Source organism: Flavivirga eckloniae (assembly GCF_002886045.1).
Taxonomy (GTDB): Bacteria; Bacteroidota; Bacteroidia; order Flavobacteriales; family Flavobacteriaceae; genus Flavivirga; species Flavivirga eckloniae.
In genome coordinates this window covers 4,080,648-4,098,695 of the sequence record NZ_CP025791.1, presented here as the reverse complement: position 1 = coordinate 4,098,695, position 18,048 = coordinate 4,080,648, and the positions used below count along the sequence as shown (strand labels likewise).

Here is an 18,048-nt window from a genome sequence, read left to right as displayed (position 1 = left end):
CAAAATGAATACAGAAACTATCATAATCACTCACAAACAGAAGGATAATCGAATTGAAATGGTTGACTTCTACAATGAAGCAACCAAAGATTACAAGTTTTGGAGCAATGACTACAACATGCACTTTGGATACTATATTCCTTTTAAAACGAATATTTTTAAAAGGGATGAGATGCTCAACGAAATGAATAACCAGGTTTTAAAACGACTGAAACTACCAAAGAACAAAGCGCTTTTAGCAGATATGGGCTGTGGTATGGGCGGCACCATAAGATATGCCTTAAAAAAGCACAAAGCATTACGGGCTTTCGGCGTAACGCTATCTTCTTTTCAGGTTCAAAAAGGGAATCATCTCTTAAAAGACTTTAAAGGTACCATCTTAAAAGAAAACTATAACAACACCTCCTTTTCTTCCAACACGTTTGATGGCGCGCTCGCTATAGAAAGTTTTTGTCATTCCGGACATAGCATCAAGTCTTTTAAAGAGGCCTTCAGGGTATTAAAGCCAAAAGGGAAACTTGTAATCGCAGATGCTTTTCTTAAAAAAGAAGAAACCAAGCTTTGTTATGGTGGGCGTCACGTCTATAACAAATTATGTAATCACTGGAGCTTAGAACGACTAGGCAATATCAATTCCGTAGTCAAGGAATTAAAGGAAGTTGGATTTAAGAATATTGAAGTTGAAGACATCTCATTTAAAGTGGCTCCGTCCGTACTTCATGTTCCTTTTGCCATTAGCGGTTTTATCTTAAAATCACTGTATAAATCAAAAAACTTAAAACGAGAAAGTTTACACAATCTTAAAGGTTCATTCTATGCATTACTATCCGGACTACATCTAAAAAGTTTTGGATATTATTTAATAACATGTACCAAGTAATCTTACAAAGTTACAACCTAACTATCCAAGACTATGTTATGATTTACTAAACCATTAAAAAGTCATTTTTTTATCTTATTTTTGAATTTCAAAAAAACTGCACATATAATGCCCGATCATCAAATTAATCCTAACCAATGGATCGATTTATATTCCGACTACCTATTTAACTACACAATTACCCGTGTTAGCGATAGAGAGATTGCTCAAGATTTGGTACAAGACACCTTTTTTGCAGGTTTAAAATCAATGAAAAACTTTAAAGGTGAAGCAAGTGAACGCACTTGGCTTATCTCCATTTTGAAACGAAAAATCATTGACCACTACCGGAAAATAAATTCAAATAAAGGAAAAGCAGAAGTACGCATCAGCTATAATGACGACTCCGAAACCGAAGGAGACTGGTTGGAAGAGCGTGTTGCAGACCCTTTCGATAAGACAGCAGAAGACACTATGCAAAATAGTGAATTAGGTGATGCTATTCATAACTGCTTGGGAAAATTACCTGCAAAACAAGCAAATGTTTTTAAAATGAAAACCATTCATGGTTTTGAAACCGAAGTAATTTGTAATGAATTAAATATTACAGCGTCTAACCTTTGGGTAATCATCCACAGAGCACGTACAGCTATGGCAGATTGCTTAAAAGAAAATTGGTTTTAATTATGAGTAAGAATAGGATATTTATTCCTTGTGAAGATGCAAATCACGTGTGTGATAAAACACAATATGAAGATGCTACCTTATGGGAGAAAATAAAGCTTAATATACATTTAATATATTGCAGAGCCTGTAGAAAATACACTAAAAATAATACGAAGCTTACCAAGATTATAAAAAAATCTGAAGTAGAATGCTTAGATAAAAAGAGTAAAGAGGCGATGCAGTTAGAATTTGAAAAGGCTTTAAAAGAACATTCCAATTAAAGGAATAACAATAAAAGAGTTAACCATACTACTGGTATACCTTCTACCCAAAATGCACTATAGTTTTTCCCTCGTTCTGTTTTAGTAAACAACAGGAACAATAAAGTAATGCATATAATTGTCAATAAAATAATTATAGAGCTTAAACTTTTTTCGTTTTTAAAAAACTCCAAAAAGAAGCACACCACTAATAATACACTCCCCATAAGCTTAGTTAGCTTCACTCCTATTTTTTGAGGAATGGTTGATAGCTTTAAACTATCGTATCTCAAATCCCTTATTTCAAATGGCAACATTAAAACCATGATGAAAAGATACCTTTGTATTGTGGTTATAATAACATCGGCATCTATACTTTGACTGTTGTTTATTAAAGGAAGAAATACGGTAACTCCAGCCCAAATTAAGGCTATTAAATAAATTTTCAATCCACCAATACTCCGTAAATTATGCTGCCTATCCAGAAAAAGACGCTTTGGTAAAAAAGGAATCGCGTACAAAAAAGTAATAACAGCAAAACCAACTACATAAATTAAAGTTGTATCATTCAATTTAGAGGCATAATAGCACATTAAAAGAAAGGCAAAAAAAGAAAATATTTGAATTAACCTTAGCCAATTTGCCAAGCTTCTGTGATGAAATTTCGCTATCCCAAAGTACTTCACAAAATTATACCCGGTTATAGAAGCATAAAACACAAAATAGAGCAAGTTTTCGTCATATGGAATTTCAAACTCTATAAGTGTAATCCATGTAAGCGAAAAAACCGATAATGCGACGTGAATACTACTGTTTAAGTAAAAATTAAAAAGTTGTTTTACAAACTTCATAATGTAAAAATAGCCAAAGTGTTGATAACCTATGTAAATGGTTGAAAAATTTCCATTTTATGCAATTAAACACATTAAATATTATGTAATTTTGCGAATTATATAAAAAAATCACTTTAATGAACACAAACGCTTTTGCATTGCGTCATATTGGTCCTCGAGAAGAAGACCAAAAGCTCATGTTAGAAACCTTAGGTGTAGACTCTTTAGATCAACTGATCTACGAAACACTTCCAGACGATATTCGTTTAGAAAACGGGTTAAATATGGAAGCGCCTATGACTGAGCATGAATACCTACTTCATATTCACGAATTATCTAAAAAGAATAAAGCTTATAAAACCTATATAGGTTTAGGGTATCATCCAACAATTTTACCAGCTGTAATTCAAAGAAATATTCTTGAAAATCCAGGTTGGTACACAGCTTATACACCTTATCAGGCAGAAATTGCACAAGGAAGATTGGAAGCACTTTTAAATTTTCAAACCATGGTTATGGACTTAACCGGTATGGATATGGCCAATGCATCTCTTCTTGATGAAAGTACTGCCGCTGCAGAAGCTATGAGTTTGTTATTTGCAGTTCGTGAGCGTAGTCAGAAAAAAGCAGGGATCAACAAGTTTTTTGTTTCCGAAAACATATTACCTCAAACCTTATCGTTATTACAAACAAGAGCTAATCCAATAGGTATTGAATTAGTTGTTGGGAATGAAGAAACTTTCGATTTTTCATCAGAATTCTTCGGTGCCATTTTACAATACCCAGGAAAAGATGGTCAAATAACCGATATTGAAACATTTATCACTAAAGCAAACGATGCTCAAATTAAGGTTGCAGTTGCTGCCGACATATTGAGTTTAATAAAACTGGAAGCTCCCGGAAAATTTGGAGCCGATGTTGTTGTTGGTACAACACAACGTTTTGGTATCCCTATGGGGTACGGAGGTCCTCATGCTGCATTTTTCGCAACCAAAAAAGCGTACAAACGCGATATACCGGGTAGAATAATTGGGGTAACCAAAGACAAAAACGGTAATAGAGCCTTACGTATGGCTTTACAAACACGCGAACAACATATAAAAAGAGATAAAGCGACCTCGAATATTTGTACAGCACAGGTTTTATTAGCGGTTATGGCGAGCATGTATGCTGTGTATCATGGCCCTAAAGGTTTAAAGTTTATTGCCAATAAAGTACATAACAAAGCTTCAGAATTAGCAAATGCTCTTAATAAATTAGGCTACAATCAAGTCAACACATCCTATTTTGATACGCTACAGATAAAAACTAAAGCAAAAAAAATAAAAGCAGTTGCCAAAGAGAAAAAAGTAAACTTATACTATCCAGATAAAGAGACAGTAATTATTGCAATTAATGAAACCACTTCTATTAGGGATATCAATTACCTAATTTCGGTTTTTGCAGATGCTGCCAAAAAAGAAACCATTACTATTTCGGAGGTTACCGAAGCTAATAACATTTCGAAATCGATACGAAGAACATCCGACTTTTTAACATCGGATATATTCAACACATACCATTCTGAAACGGAATTAATGCGTTACATTAAATATCTTGAGCGCAAAGACTTAGCTTTAAACCATTCCATGATTTCTTTGGGGTCTTGTACCATGAAGTTGAATGCGGCCTCAGAAATGTTACCTCTAAGCTGGTTTAAGTGGGGAAATATTCACCCATTCGCTCCATTAAAACAAGCTAAGGGTTACTTAACGGTTTTAAAGGAACTAGAAGATTTATTAACAGAAATAACTGGCTTTGCAGCCACCTCACTTCAACCAAATTCGGGAGCACAAGGTGAGTTTGCTGGGCTTATGGTTATAAAAGCTTATCATGAATCTCGCGATGACCATCATAGAAACATCTGTTTAATCCCATCGTCGGCTCATGGAACAAATCCAGCCAGTGCCGTTATGGCAGGTATGAAAGTTATCGTTACAAAATCGACCGCAGAAGGTAATATTGATGTAGACGATTTACGTGAAAAAGCAGCATTACATAAAGATAATTTAGCAGCTTTAATGGTAACATACCCATCTACTCATGGGGTGTATGAATCTGCCATTAAAGAAATTACTCAAATTATTCATGACAATGGCGGACAGGTTTATATGGACGGCGCTAACATGAATGCTCAAGTAGGATTAACAAACCCTGGAAATATCGGTGCAGACGTGTGTCATTTAAATTTACATAAAACGTTTGCTATTCCTCACGGTGGAGGTGGTCCGGGAGTTGGTCCAATCTGTGTTGCAAAACAACTCGTACCATTTTTACCTGGAAGCCCAATTATTAAAACTGGCGGAAAAAAGGCCATTACAGCAATCTCGGCAGCGCCATTTGGATCGGCTTTAGCCTGTTTAATATCGTATGGTTACATAAAAATGCTGGGAGCTGAAGGTTTAACAGAATCTACGAAAGTTGCGATTTTAAATGCAAACTATATCAAACATCGTTTAGAAGGTAGTTTCGATACCTTATATTCTGGTGAACGAGGACGTGCTGCACACGAAATGATTGTAGATTGCCGACCGTTTAAAGCCAATGGTATTGAAGTAACAGATATCGCCAAACGTTTAATGGACTATGGCTTCCACGCACCTACCGTATCATTCCCAGTTGCAGGCACATTAATGATTGAGCCTACAGAAAGTGAAAGCAAAGCAGAAATCGACAGATTTTGTGACGCTATGGTTTCTATTAGAAAAGAAATTGATAATGCGGTTAAAGGAGATGACAACAATGTTTTAAAGAACGCTCCACATACTTTAGATATGATAACTGCAGATGAATGGTATTTCCCTTACACACGTGAAGCTGCTGCCTTTCCTTTGGAATATGTTAGGGATAATAAATTTTGGCCTAGTGTAAGACGCGTTGACGATGCCTATGGTGATAGAAATCTAATATGTTCGTGTGCTCCTATTGAGGCATATGTAGAGGCATAAATGCTTCTTGAACATCGTAAATTGAAATAAGACCAAATTTGCCTTTAATTAAAAAAAAGTATCTTGGACTATTGTGCTAATTTTAATTAAAGGCATTTTTTTATGAGTATAAAGATTACTGGCTCAGGGAGCTATATCCCATCAAAAGTTGAAAAAAATACAGATTTTCACAATCATACTTTTTTAAACAATGACGGTTCTTCTATAAATTCATCTAATGAAGTTATAGTTGAAAAATTTAAGGCAATAACTGGCATAGCTGAACGTCGTTATGCCAAAGAACATTTAAATTCTTCCGATTTAGGCTTTTTTGCAGCTGAAAATGCTATTGATGATGCAAAAATAGATCCTGAAACTATCGATTATATTATAGTAGCCCATAACTTTGGAGACGTAAAACATACTACTGTACAAAGCGACATGCTTCCTTCGTTAGCTTCAAGGATTAAACATAGTTTACGTATAAAAAATCCAAAATGTGTCGCTTACGATATTTTATTTGGTTGTCCTGGATGGGTAGAAGGCGTTATACAAGCTAAGGCTTTTATCAAAGCCGGTATGGCAAAACGTTGCTTGGTTATAGGTACTGAGACTTTATCTAGAGTTGTTGATAAATACGATAGGGATTCCATGATTTTTTCTGATGGCGCAGGAGCTACCATTGTAGAAGAAACTGATGAAGAAGGTGGCATCTTAGCTCATGAAACTGCAAGTTATACTTATGATGAAGCTTATTATTTATTCTTCGGAAATTCAAATAATCAGGAACTACCAAAGGATACGCGCTATATTAAAATGGATGGACGCAAGATTTATGAGTTTGCGCTTTCAAATGTTCCTAAAGCCATGAAGGCTTGTTTGGATAATAGTGGCGCGGATATAAAAGATGTGAAAAAAATATTTATCCATCAAGCCAATGAAAAAATGGATGAAGCCATTTTAAAACGTTTTTACAGGCTTTACAGAACAGATATTCCTGAAAATATTATGCCTATGAGTATTCAAACCCTTGGCAATAGTTCTGTGGCTACTGTACCTACTCTTTTTGATTTGGTGAAAAACAATAAATTAGAAAATCATAGTTTATCAAAAGGTGATGTTGTTATATTTGCTAGTGTTGGTGCAGGAATGCATATTAATGCTATAGCATATAAATATTAATTATACATTTTTATTAAGGGTTCTAGTATAAATACTGGAGTCCTTAATTTATAATTTCACTACATCAAAATACCTAATAGCTTAACCAAAAGCTACCTTCATTTTAAAATTTAAAAACTTTATTTATCCAATAATTTAGAGAATAAACCAATTTTAATTTAAAAACGATATATACCATAACTAAAGTATAAAAACCTGATTTCACCAGCAGGTTAACTATGTTATTGTGTATTTCGGGAATTCCATAAAAAGCTGCTCCTACAAAAAGAGTTATTAAAAACAAATAGAAATACCCTTTATCAAAAGGCAAGATTTTAAATTTGCTATAAATGTAAAACACCTTAAATAGATTAAAAATTGTCATAGCAATAAGCGAAGCCCAGGCTACTCCTATTATTCCATAATCGGTTAGGATTAAGAAATATAAATTCAATCCTATATTTAAAACGACTAAAACTAATACCAAAATAATATTAGTTCTATAATATTTAGAATACGAAATAATTTCAGAACTAAAACCAGTAGCCATATTAAATAAAACATTAGCTCCCAAAATGAAGATAATTGGTATCGTACCAACTAACTTATCGTAAGTTGGCAATAGCTTAAAAAACGAGTCTATTCCTAAAACAACTGCTCCATATAAAATTGCACCTACAAAAAATAATAGTTTAGCATTTTCAACATACTTTTTTCCGAGCATATCAATATCTTGATTCTTTATGTATTTAGAAATTAACGGTGCATAAATCGAAAAAACTCCTGTAGCTGGAATTGCTATCATTGAAGCCAAAACAACGCCAATACTGTATGTTCCATTAGCTTCAAAAGAAAGAAATTCAGGAATCATTAATGTATCTAGACGAAATGCAAAAAAGGATCCAAAACTTCCTAAAAAACCATAAAAACTATACCTATAATATTCCTTCTTAGAGATTTGAGAAAAGAGCGATTTAAAACTAAAATCTAAATTAACTTTATAATGCTTAAATATATATATTGATAAACAACCTACAAGAAATAAATAAGAAACAACAAGAGCGTTCAACCCTTCCTCAACTTCAAAAAACCCTGATAGCAACAAAATGAAAACTGCTGGCAATGCTATTTTGGGTATTATTTTTTCAAATAAAGTAGGTATTGACAGTTTATTAAGGTTAGTGCCTTGTCGTTTAAACAACTCAATAAATGCTAACGACACGCCTATGGGAAAAGCATAAAACACGTATTTATAATTTTCTATTACAAAAAAAGCGTCTACTATCAATATGCCTAAAAAAAGAACGGTGCTTATTATAAATATCGTGACTATACCATATTTGAATAACTTACTTTGATTACTTTTATTTACTGTGGGGTAAAAATTAATTAATGCTTGACCGGCTCCAAATATCATCACTGGAAACAATAACCCTGCAATGGCATTGATGTAACGAAAAATACCTAAAAACTCTTTGTCTTTAGGATATATAAAAATTGTAGATATAACGCCAATAGCTACCCCCAAATAATTAATTATAGTAAACCAAAACACTTGCTTTTGTCCACCTGTATTTTTCATATTTTATAGCCTCCTCGTTTCTTTAAAATAGTGAAAATCTTCATTTTTAATACCAAATAATAGACATTCAATTTAAAAAATAATTGTAACACTTGGGATAGTGTATAATATTTATAAAAATATTTTGGCAAACCAAAAACAGAACGTATAGCATTAAAATAGCCTCCAAATATGGAAGAATTAACGTTTAAAACGTCTCCTAAAAGCTGATATTTAGATTGAATAATGTCTTTATTAAAGTGTCTTCGAATTTCCCTATCGTGACAAATTTTTGCATCTTTTACGATGACTGTTTTATAATTATGGTATCGCACTCTATCTGCATAATTTCGATCTTCACCATAGTGACTAAACATAAGTTCAAAATATCCAACTTTTTCTATGACCTGTTTGGAAATCAACCATGCTGCTGCATTTACAAAAGGAACTTCATCTAAGTTTTTTGTAATGGCAGCTGTCTTTTTACTCCAATAAACTTTAAAGTTTTCATCTAAAACATTTTCATCTCCCGAAAAATGGATTGGACTTATAATCCCATATTTTTCATCAAGTTCTGCAACTTTAATTAAATTCCCGATAGTTTCAGGATAAATCCATGTATCTTGATTTAGAAGAAAAACATAATCAGCACCTTGATTTAAGGCTTCTTTAATTCCTAAGTTATTAGCTTTTCCAAACCCTAAGTTCTCTTTACTTAAAATTAATTGTACGTCTGAAAATGATTTTACAATCTCGACCGTATTATCTGAAGAACTATTATCTATTACAATAGTTTTAATAGGAAATAACGATTGTTTTAAACTTTCTAAGTTTTTAACCAGCCATTTTTCTCCGTTATAGGAAACAATAATGACGAAAACATTTTTTTTTAAAACACTCATTACGAAAGCAAAAATAAAGATATTTGCAGGTTAATTAACTAGATTTATGATTTTTTAAATAATCGCTCCGGTCTATAACGAGTAAAGCTCTATTGATTTCTATCTTAGGCTAAACTAAAGGTGAGTTCGATTTAACTTAAATTACTCAACCCCATCGTAAAGCAATAACTGTTAGACCTGTAAAATATTTTATATTTAAAAACACCCTCCTTAATCCTCCCTCGAGGGAGGAATCTCACTCGGTAAAATTGTCCTCTTGCGGGGGCTTTAGGGGTGCATTTAACACAACTAATTAAAAATCAACAACCAACACATCAAACTCACGTTATTTTATACGCTTTACTTAATCAATCTTTAGCCCAATTGTGTAAATAATAGTTTTACAGAAAAACATTGAGATGTAGAATTCTGGTTCTTTATTTCAATATAAATGCCACCTGTCTATAATTATTAACAGCCCCAATAAACTCGAATTGCCATTTATCATTTATACATTTTTTAAATAATTCGAATGCTTCAAACTCATGGTCATGACTAGAAAATTCGTCAAATATCAATATATCATTTGCTTTAAGCTTGGGGAATATTTGAAATAGTACATAAAGTGTAGACGAAAATAAATCGGCATCCAAATGATATACACATTGCTCATTAAAGTCACAATCCTTTAATGTGTCGTAAACCGAATCTTGAAACCATCCTTTTACAAATCTTACCCTAGTATCATTATTAACATCAGGAAAGTTTCCTTTCTGATCGAAATGACCTGCTTTTTTATCTTCCCAACTTTCTGGAAGTCCTTCAAACGAATCAAAGCCAATAAAACGCGATTCCTTTACTTTATTCGTTTCAGACCATTTCTTTATCATATCACCACCCGCTACACCGAATTCGTAATAAAAAACAGGTTTGTTTTTTAATTCAGATAAAATCTTATCATGAAGTTGAAATCGGTTTTTATATGCTGCAGATTTATTATAATAATCATTGATTTTACCTTTATTTCTATTTTCGCTCATAAAGGCGACAAATTCCATATACTTAAAAATCACATGAAAAGGTTTACTTATACTTTTTATGGGGTTATATAATTTCGTCTTAGACAAGAAAGGATGAAATGGCATATTAGTTACGTTCTGTTACCGTTATTATTTTATCGTTGTGTATAGCTCTGTTCTGGCTAAATTTAAGCTCTCTAAAAGCACCTTCTTTTTGTATGGTTTCAAACCCAAAATCATTAAAAACCTGTGCCGAGAATTTATTCTTTTCTGTGTGGTTGTAAGCCACCCAAAAATCACCCCATTCAAGATAACGTTCCAAAATATGGGTTAAAAAAGCATGTTCTACTCTTTTACTCTGGATACGACAACTAAACATAAGGTCTATAAGCTGGTTTTTAGATTTTTTAATCATACCAAATCCAATAATTCCATAATCACCAAATTGGTCTTTACACCTTAATATATAAGCAGAAAGGTCTTTATCATTATAAATCTTAGCTATATCGTCCTTAGCATATCGATTACCTGAAAAATTCATCTGGTTTGTCCTTTGGGTAAGTTCGTAAACCCTTTCAAAATGTTCCTCTTTCAAAGCTTCAATTTCTAATTCAATATTACAACTCTGAAGAAAATCAAAATACTCACCTTCATAATCATCAGAAAGCGTTTTTCTTTTAGCTTCATTAGCATAAAAGGATTTTCTGTTTATACTTTCGTTAGTAATCGGTATTTGTAGTTCTTCCAAATCGAGTATCGTCTGGTAATGAATGGCATCCATTAACTTAACCTGAGGTAGTGTTGTTTCTATTTCCTTTCTTTCAAATTCGGAATCGTCAACAAACAAGAATGTATTAATATTAATGTTTAAATCAAGAGCTATTTCCTTCAACCCTTTACTTTTTGGCAGCCATGAAATCTTTGGGTAAAGAAAAAAATCATCAATACCAAAATGTTTTAATGCAGCCATAGCGGTATCATAACTATTTTTACTTGCTATAGAATTTACTATGCCTTTTTCTTCTACCTGTTTTAAAACCGCTTTAATGCCTTCTTTAAGTTTAAGATTTTCAATACCATCTTCTACCAGTGTCCCGTTCCATACGGTATTGTCCAAATCCCAAACAATACATTTTATTTTTTTGGTTTCTTGATTGGGCTGTCTATATTCCTTTAATTGAACAAATTCGGTTGTTCCAAAATACAGCGGATGTTCACTATCTATATTTTCAGGAATAAGATTGATGCGATAGGGGAGTTCGGTTTTAACACGCTTTGCAATCTCATCAAATGGAATAACTTCTTTGTTGTACCCCGGTGCTAACTCAATTCTGTATTGAAACGGTATTTTACTATACTTAGGGTTATCGTTTCTTATTACCAAACCTAAAGGAACAATATCTTCCGTTGGATTGTAAATTTCCAATAAAAAAACATCTGGAGTTTTTGTCCCCTTATTTTGCTCATTTATTATTTTATTTTTTTTCTGACTATACCTTTTTTGAATTAATTTTTTCTTGACAAATTTTATCGGAACATGGTGAATCAGTCTTGTTAACTTTAACTCGCTTTCTTCCTTCTTTTCATTTTCGCTACAATCGTACAACTCATTATTACCCTGCGTAGCTAAAACACCCCATTTTTTAAACTGAATTTTTAATATTTGTGATGTTGTATGTATTTCTTTAGGCTGGTCGAGCCTCTCAATACCTTCTACAAATCGTTGACATTTCCCATCAACCCTAGGTGAATACAAATCGCAAGTTTTAAAGCATGTTGGCATCGCGCATTCTGTACAATGCTCCGTCCAATGCAGTAAGCTTCTACGTTTTATATCTCTATAGGTATCTGAAAATTGTTTCCAGACTTCGTGAGGTAAATTATCTTGAATTGTTTTAATGTATACTTCTGATTCGTACATATATATTTCGAACGTCTGGCACTAAAATAAGTGTATAATTTAAAATGATAACTTATAATATATTATTAATCGTATGATATATTTTTATGTTGTAAATATAAACGAAGTCTTTTATTGAAAAAAGATTCTTCACCTCAGCCTGTCTTGAGCAACAGTCGAAGGTTCTAAACGATATTTTCGTATTACATTGATGAATTATTTTCTTTTAATATGATATTTCCCTATAGCTTTATTAAAATATTTATAAAGGTTCTCTACAACAATGCTTTTTTCTGTTTGCTTATTTGGGTTTTCCAGTGAAAATCGTTGAATTATTCTTGTATCCATATCCTTCTTTAAACCAGAATTACCAAACACTTTTAAATTACTATCATACTTCAAGAGTTCTTCTAATAACTTTTTTGAAACTGATTTATCTGAAAATGGGAAAGCAAACAGAGAATAATCAATATCGAAATTATCCTTTAACCATGTTATAGAATTGATTATTTCTGCTTTTTGTTCTTCATGCGATAATTGATGGAGCGGAGGATGCGTCATAGTATGCCCCCCAAAATAAAAACCGTCTTCTATCATTTCCGCAATCTGCTCTTTTGTAATATACGGTTTATGTGTTTTTAAATAGTCAGTTATATTGATATTCAAAAAGTTTAAAACCTCATTAACTTTCTCTCTTTCTGCAAACTTAATTTTTGTTAGTTTTTGCTTAAAATCTCCTGTGGTAGTATACGAAAAAGAAAATATGTTGCTAATCTTATCCAAACTACTTTTCTCAAAATTCTTGCCTTTTAAACTTGAGATTATAATGCTTATATAATGTTTGTAAAGTCCCTCCTTGTTATCTATAAAATTGGGGTTTACAAAAAATATTGCTTTAATATTCTTTTTCTTTAAGATAGGATAGATTACAGAATATGCCTCTTCCAAACCATCATCAAACGAAAGTAAAAAACTGTTTTTCGGAATTTTATTATCTAATAAATCCTTTGGATTTAGAGGCTTGTAATTATTGATTAAAATATCGACGTCCATTAAGAATTGTTCAATGTTCTTGAATGAATACAAGTTTTCAATATGAGCTACCTGATTATCCTTTATTATATGATAGTATGGATATATGCTCTGTTTTTTAAATATTGGTAATAATTTTTTGTTTGAAACTTTGTATAAAGCATCTTTTACAATTCCCATAATAAGCAGTTAAATATAAAAAGGGGTTGCCAGAAAAGTAATTGCAAAATACTCTCGCCTCTATAAATTTATCGATACCTTATTTTGATCGTTGACCAAGTTAAACGTTCCGACAAGTTTCTAGGCGAACATCATTTACTTTTCTAATAACCCCTTTTGCTTTTTCACAAAACTAACGAATATAGTTTTCTTATCTAGTAATATCTTTTATATTTCTACGGCACCCATTTGTCTTAATTTTTTATGCTTAATATTGATGTTAATGTACTATAACTTTCATTATATTTACCTATACTTACTATTCGAAAAATACTAACCCTCTAACGTCTTTTGCATTCAACTTTACGTAAAACAGTTGAACAATTAATAATTAATTCATTATGAATTTCTATATCGTTATTCCTGCACACAATGAACAAAGTTCTATAGGCCTCACTATAAATTCGTTGGCTAACCAAACATTATTACCCAAACGTTTAGTGATTGTAAATGATAACTCAACAGACAAAACTGAGGAAATTGTAGAAGTTTATGCTGAAAAGCACGATTGGATTCATTTAATAAATTCCAAATCGTCTAACGAGCATTTGCCGGGATCGAAAATTATCAACGCCTTTTACAAGGGTTTTGATACTTTAGATGACAACTATGATGTGATTTGTAAGTTTGATGCCGATCTTATTTTTCCTGATAATTATTTAGAACAATTAGCCAACCATTATAAGGAAAATAAAAGACTGGGTATGGCTTCAGGCTTTTGTTATATAGAAAAGAATAATGATTGGGTACTAGAAAACTTAACACGAAAAGACCATATTCGAGGTGCATTAAAAGCTTATAGAAAAGACTGCTTTCTTGAAATAGGCAAACTTAAGCCTTCCATGGGATGGGATACTGTTGATGAGCTATTAGCTAAGTTTTATAATTGGGAAATACTAACCGATGCATCTTTAAAGGTAAAGCACCTAAAACCTACGGGCATAAGCTACAATAAAGCTTCAAAATACCTGCAAGGCGAGGCCATGTACAAAATGCGCTATGGCTTTTTCATTACTTTAATTTCTGCCATAAAACTGGCTTATAGAAAGGGGAGTTTCAGGCTATTTAGAAATTACATATCGGGATACTTTAAAGCCAAAAAGAATAAAACTCCATATCTGGTCTCAGAAGAAGAAGGGTCATTTATTCGTAAACTACGACAGGACGGTATGAAAAATGCCTTGTTATTAAAAAACAAAAGAAGCTAACCGCATCTACGGCTAACTTCTTTTATAATGATAATACCAAATCTTAATTCCTAATTTACCAGTAGCTTTCTAACTGTTTTTATAGAATTATCCTTATTGGTAACACTTACTATATAAAGTCCTCTAGGTAATTTACTAACATTAACGTTAACCGTTTTATCGTTTTTAGATTTAAGGTTAACCGATCTATTAATCACTTCTAAACTAGAATTATTATAAACCTTAACCGTAACATCTTCCTCATCCATATTAGATAAATCAATTTTCAAATTGTTTCTGGCTGGGTTGGGATGCATTGAAATTTGAACAGCGTTGTTCTTATGATGATTCGCATAATTAATCAAATCGCAAACCGGACCATCTGACGGAAACCTAAAAACTGGTATGGGGTTTGACAAATCGTAACAACCAGACAGATCTATAAATGCATTATTCCCCGCCTCTGCTCCATAAACAGTATCGAAGCTTAAATGCCAAATTAAACAAACACCTGGTCCTGCGCCATCAAAATTAACAACTTCGGGAGACGGTGGCAGACCAAGGATATTACCTTCTACATCGGTAACAACCCATTGTGAATTAGATCCTTTGTTCTTATGCAATGTAATTCCTGTTGCAAAATCATCTGTACCATCACCTTCGCAGAATAAATACAATCCACCCGGTTTAATATATCCGCCATTTACTTCACACACAGGCGGGTCAACTTTATCTTTTCTTATAACTTCAATAGGATTCGACAAACTATAACAGCCTACCAATTCGGAGGCATTCTTACCAGGCTCTGCGCCTTCTATATCGCCATCAAAACTCAAATGCCACACTAAGCATGTGCCCCCTCCTGCACCGTCAAAATCCACAACGTATGGACTTGGGGGTAAACCAAGAATATTACCATCTGCATCGGTTACTACCCATTGGGAGTTGGCTCCAGAATTACCTTCTAAGGTTATAGCACCTTCGGGAATGTTATCTGCAACACCATCACCAACCATAAATTCAAACGGACCACCGGCTAACGCACCTCCTTTAGGCTCATTTCTAATAACTTCTATCGGATTAGACAAATCGTAATCCCCAACTAAATCAGAAGCATTATTGCCCGGCTCTGCGCCTTCTATATCGCCATTAAAACTTAAATGCCATACCAAACACGTCCCTGCACCTGCGCCGTCAAAATCCACCACATATGGACTTGGTGGGAGCCCTAAAATATTACCATCTGCATCGGTTACTACCCATTGGGAATTGGCTCCAGTATTGCCTTCTAAAGTTATAGCGCCTTCAGAGATATTATCGGCAATGCCATCACCCACACAATATTCAAACGGACCACCAGTTAAGGTACCTCCATCTACTGTTGCATAAATCCTAATAACTTCAATTGCATTCGACAGACTATAGCACCCTACCAGGTCGGAAGCATTCTTCCCTGGCTCTGCGCCTTCTATATCGCCATCAAAGCTCAAATGCCACACTAAGCATGTGCCCCCTCCTGCACCGTCAAAATCTACCACATATGGACTTGGGGGTAAACCAAGAATATTGCCATCAGCATCGGTTACTACCCACTGGGAATTACTTCCGGAATTACCTTCTAAGGTTATAGTGCCTTCTGCAATGTTATCTGCAATACCATCTCCAACCGTAAATTCAAACGGGCCACCGGCTAACGTACCTCCTTTGGGCTCGTTTCTAATCACTTCTATTGGATTAGACAAATCGTATTCTCCAACTAAATCGGAAGCATTCTTTCCGGGTTCCGCCCCTTGTATATCTCCATTAAAGCTTAAATGCCATACCAAACACGTTCCTGCATCTGCACCATCAAAATCCACCACGTACGGACTTGGTGGCAGACCTAAAATATTACCATCTGCATCGGTTACTACCCATTGAGAATTTGTTCCTAAATTGCCTTCTAGTGTTATGGCGCCTTCGGGAATATTATCGGCAATGCCATCACCCACACAATATTCAAACGGACCACCGGTTAAGGTACCTCCATCGACTGTTACCTGGTTTCTAATAACTTCAATCGGATTCGACAAGCTATAGCAGCCTACCAGGTCGGAAGCATTCTTCCCTGGCTCTGCACCTTCTATATCGCCATCAAAACTCAAATGCCACACTAAGCATGTGCCCCCTCCTGCACCATCAAAATCCACTACATATGGACTTGGGGGTAAACCAAGAATATTGCCGTCTGCATCGGTTACTACCCATTGGGAATTACTTCCGGAATTACCTTCTAAGGTTATAGCACCTTCTGAAATATTATCTGCAACACCATCACCAACCGTAAATTCAAACGGACCACCGGCTAACGTACCTCCTTTGGGCTCATTTCTAACCACTACTATTGGATTAGACAAATCGTAGTCTCCAACTAAATCGGAAGCATTCTTTCCGGGTTCCGCCCCTTGTATATCTCCATTAAAGCTTAAATGCCATACCAAACACGTTCCTGCGCCTGCACCGTCAAAATCCACCACGTACGGACTTGGTGGCAGACCTAAAATATTACCATCTGCATCGGTTACTACCCATTGAGAATTTGTTCCTAAATTGCCTTCTAGTGTTATGGCGCCTTCGGGAATATTATCAGCAATGCTATCGCCCACACAATATTCAAACGGACCCCCGGTTAAGGTACCTCCATCGACTATTGCCTGGTTTCTAATAACTTCAATTGGATTCGACAAACTATAACAGCCTACTAAATTAGAAGCATTCTTTCCAGGTTCTGCGCCTTCTATGTCGCCATCAAAGCTCAAATGCCATACTAGACATGTGCCTGACCCTGCGCCATCAAAATCTACAACATAGGGACTTGGGGGTAATCCTAAAATGTTACCTTCAGCATCGGTTACCACCCATTGAGAGTTTCCTCCAGAATTACCTTCTAAAGTTATAGCGCCTTCCGCAATGTTATCGGCGATAGCATCACCAACCATAAATTCAAATGGTCCTCCAGATAATGTACCTCCTTTAGGTTCATTCCTAGTGACTTTTATTGAGTTGGACAAATCATACCAACCTCTTAACTTTGATAAATTCTTTCCCACTCTTAAATTTCTAACATACCACCAATAGGATATATGCCATATTTTACAAACACCAGCACCAGCATTTTCAAAATCGAAAGGAGGCGCTTTGGGAAGTGCTAAAATATTATTCTCAGCATCTGTAATAATCCATTGTTTCTTTTTTCCTCGATCTCCTTTTAAGTATACATTTATAGGCGTAGAGTTTCCATCAATACAAATTGTTGTATTATCTTTTGTGCCAATTTTACCTCCGTCTATATATCTGCCACGTTTTTCTTGTTGGGCATATAAGCTGGAATACATTAACAAAAAGAAAACAACCAAAAATACATGTTTGGCGTATTGAATTGGTAGTTCAATACAACCTGAGGGTTTTTGTTTTTTCATAATTATATGTCTTGATTAATTAACTTTTGTAAAGCTAAATGATAAA

At 34.1% G+C, this 18,048-nt stretch carries 13 protein-coding genes; 6 read left to right on the top strand and 7 right to left on the bottom strand.

Features of this window, described 5'->3' with window-relative positions; all coding sequences use genetic code 11:
* The first annotated feature begins 4 nt into the window (after positions 1-4).
* The 3 genes from C1H87_RS16935 (at position 5) to C1H87_RS16925 (ending at position 1,806) form a co-directional block, all read left to right on the top strand.
* Positions 5-880: a methyltransferase domain-containing protein gene (locus tag C1H87_RS16935; RefSeq protein ID WP_102756952.1), complete on the top strand. Its 876-nt coding sequence runs from the start codon at positions 5-7 to the stop codon at positions 878-880.
* A 108-nt stretch (positions 881-988) separates the two neighbouring features.
* The gene (locus tag C1H87_RS16930; protein ID WP_102756951.1) at positions 989-1,543 is read left to right on the top strand and encodes a sigma-70 family RNA polymerase sigma factor; all 555 of its coding nucleotides are present in this window, start codon (positions 989-991) and stop codon (positions 1,541-1,543) included.
* 2 nt (positions 1,544-1,545) lie between these two features.
* The gene (locus tag C1H87_RS16925; RefSeq protein WP_233783188.1) at positions 1,546-1,806 is read left to right on the top strand and encodes a hypothetical protein; all 261 of its coding nucleotides are present in this window, start codon (positions 1,546-1,548) and stop codon (positions 1,804-1,806) included.
* On the opposite strand, the gene C1H87_RS16920 is transcribed toward C1H87_RS16925, so the two are convergent.
* The gene (locus C1H87_RS16920) at positions 1,803-2,636 is read right to left on the bottom strand and encodes a UbiA prenyltransferase family protein (RefSeq protein WP_102756949.1); all 834 of its coding nucleotides are present in this window, start codon (positions 2,634-2,636) and stop codon (positions 1,803-1,805) included. The two genes, C1H87_RS16925 and C1H87_RS16920, sit on opposite strands and share 4 nt — an antisense overlap.
* A 119-nt stretch (positions 2,637-2,755) precedes the next feature.
* Between C1H87_RS16920 and gcvP the strand changes: the two genes are divergently transcribed.
* Both gcvP and C1H87_RS16910 read left to right on the top strand, forming a co-directional pair.
* Positions 2,756-5,605: an aminomethyl-transferring glycine dehydrogenase gene (gene gcvP, locus C1H87_RS16915; RefSeq protein ID WP_102756948.1), complete on the top strand. Its 2,850-nt coding sequence runs from the start codon at positions 2,756-2,758 to the stop codon at positions 5,603-5,605.
* Between the two features lie 102 nt (positions 5,606-5,707).
* Positions 5,708-6,766: a 3-oxoacyl-ACP synthase III family protein gene (locus tag C1H87_RS16910; RefSeq protein WP_102756947.1), complete on the top strand. Its 1,059-nt coding sequence runs from the start codon at positions 5,708-5,710 to the stop codon at positions 6,764-6,766.
* Positions 6,767-6,869: 103 nt separating this feature from the next.
* On the opposite strand, the gene C1H87_RS16905 is transcribed toward C1H87_RS16910, so the two are convergent.
* The 5 genes from C1H87_RS16905 to C1H87_RS16885 form a co-directional block, all read right to left on the bottom strand.
* Positions 6,870-8,327: a lipopolysaccharide biosynthesis protein gene (locus tag C1H87_RS16905; RefSeq protein ID WP_102756946.1), complete on the bottom strand. Its 1,458-nt coding sequence runs from the start codon at positions 8,325-8,327 to the stop codon at positions 6,870-6,872.
* Entirely contained in the window at positions 8,324-9,208 is an 885-nt protein-coding gene (locus tag C1H87_RS16900; protein WP_102756945.1) for a glycosyltransferase family 2 protein, read from the bottom strand. Before C1H87_RS16900 ends, C1H87_RS16905 begins: the two co-directional genes overlap by 4 nt.
* 416 nt (positions 9,209-9,624) lie before the next feature.
* Entirely contained in the window at positions 9,625-10,227 is a 603-nt protein-coding gene (locus C1H87_RS16895; protein ID WP_158655261.1) for a TylF/MycF/NovP-related O-methyltransferase, read from the bottom strand.
* 106 nt (positions 10,228-10,333) lie between these two features.
* On the bottom strand, positions 10,334-12,127 hold the full coding sequence (locus tag C1H87_RS16890; RefSeq protein WP_102756943.1) for an HAD-IIIC family phosphatase: 1,794 nt from the start codon (positions 12,125-12,127) through the stop codon (positions 10,334-10,336).
* 195 nt (positions 12,128-12,322) lie between these two features.
* Positions 12,323-13,318: a polysaccharide deacetylase family protein gene (locus tag C1H87_RS16885; RefSeq protein ID WP_102756942.1), complete on the bottom strand. Its 996-nt coding sequence runs from the start codon at positions 13,316-13,318 to the stop codon at positions 12,323-12,325.
* 380 nt (positions 13,319-13,698) lie between these two features.
* Between C1H87_RS16885 and C1H87_RS16880 the strand changes: the two genes are divergently transcribed.
* Positions 13,699-14,565, top strand: coding sequence for a glycosyltransferase family 2 protein (locus C1H87_RS16880; protein ID WP_102756941.1), 867 nt, complete (start codon positions 13,699-13,701; stop codon positions 14,563-14,565).
* A 50-nt stretch (positions 14,566-14,615) separates the two neighbouring features.
* Here C1H87_RS16880 and C1H87_RS16875 read toward each other — a convergent pair whose 3' ends face one another.
* Positions 14,616-18,002 carry a T9SS type A sorting domain-containing protein gene (locus C1H87_RS16875; protein ID WP_102756940.1) on the bottom strand — a complete coding sequence of 1,129 codons (3,387 nt, stop codon included), beginning with the start codon at positions 18,000-18,002 and terminating at the stop codon, positions 14,616-14,618.
* Positions 18,003-18,048 lie beyond the last annotated feature (46 nt).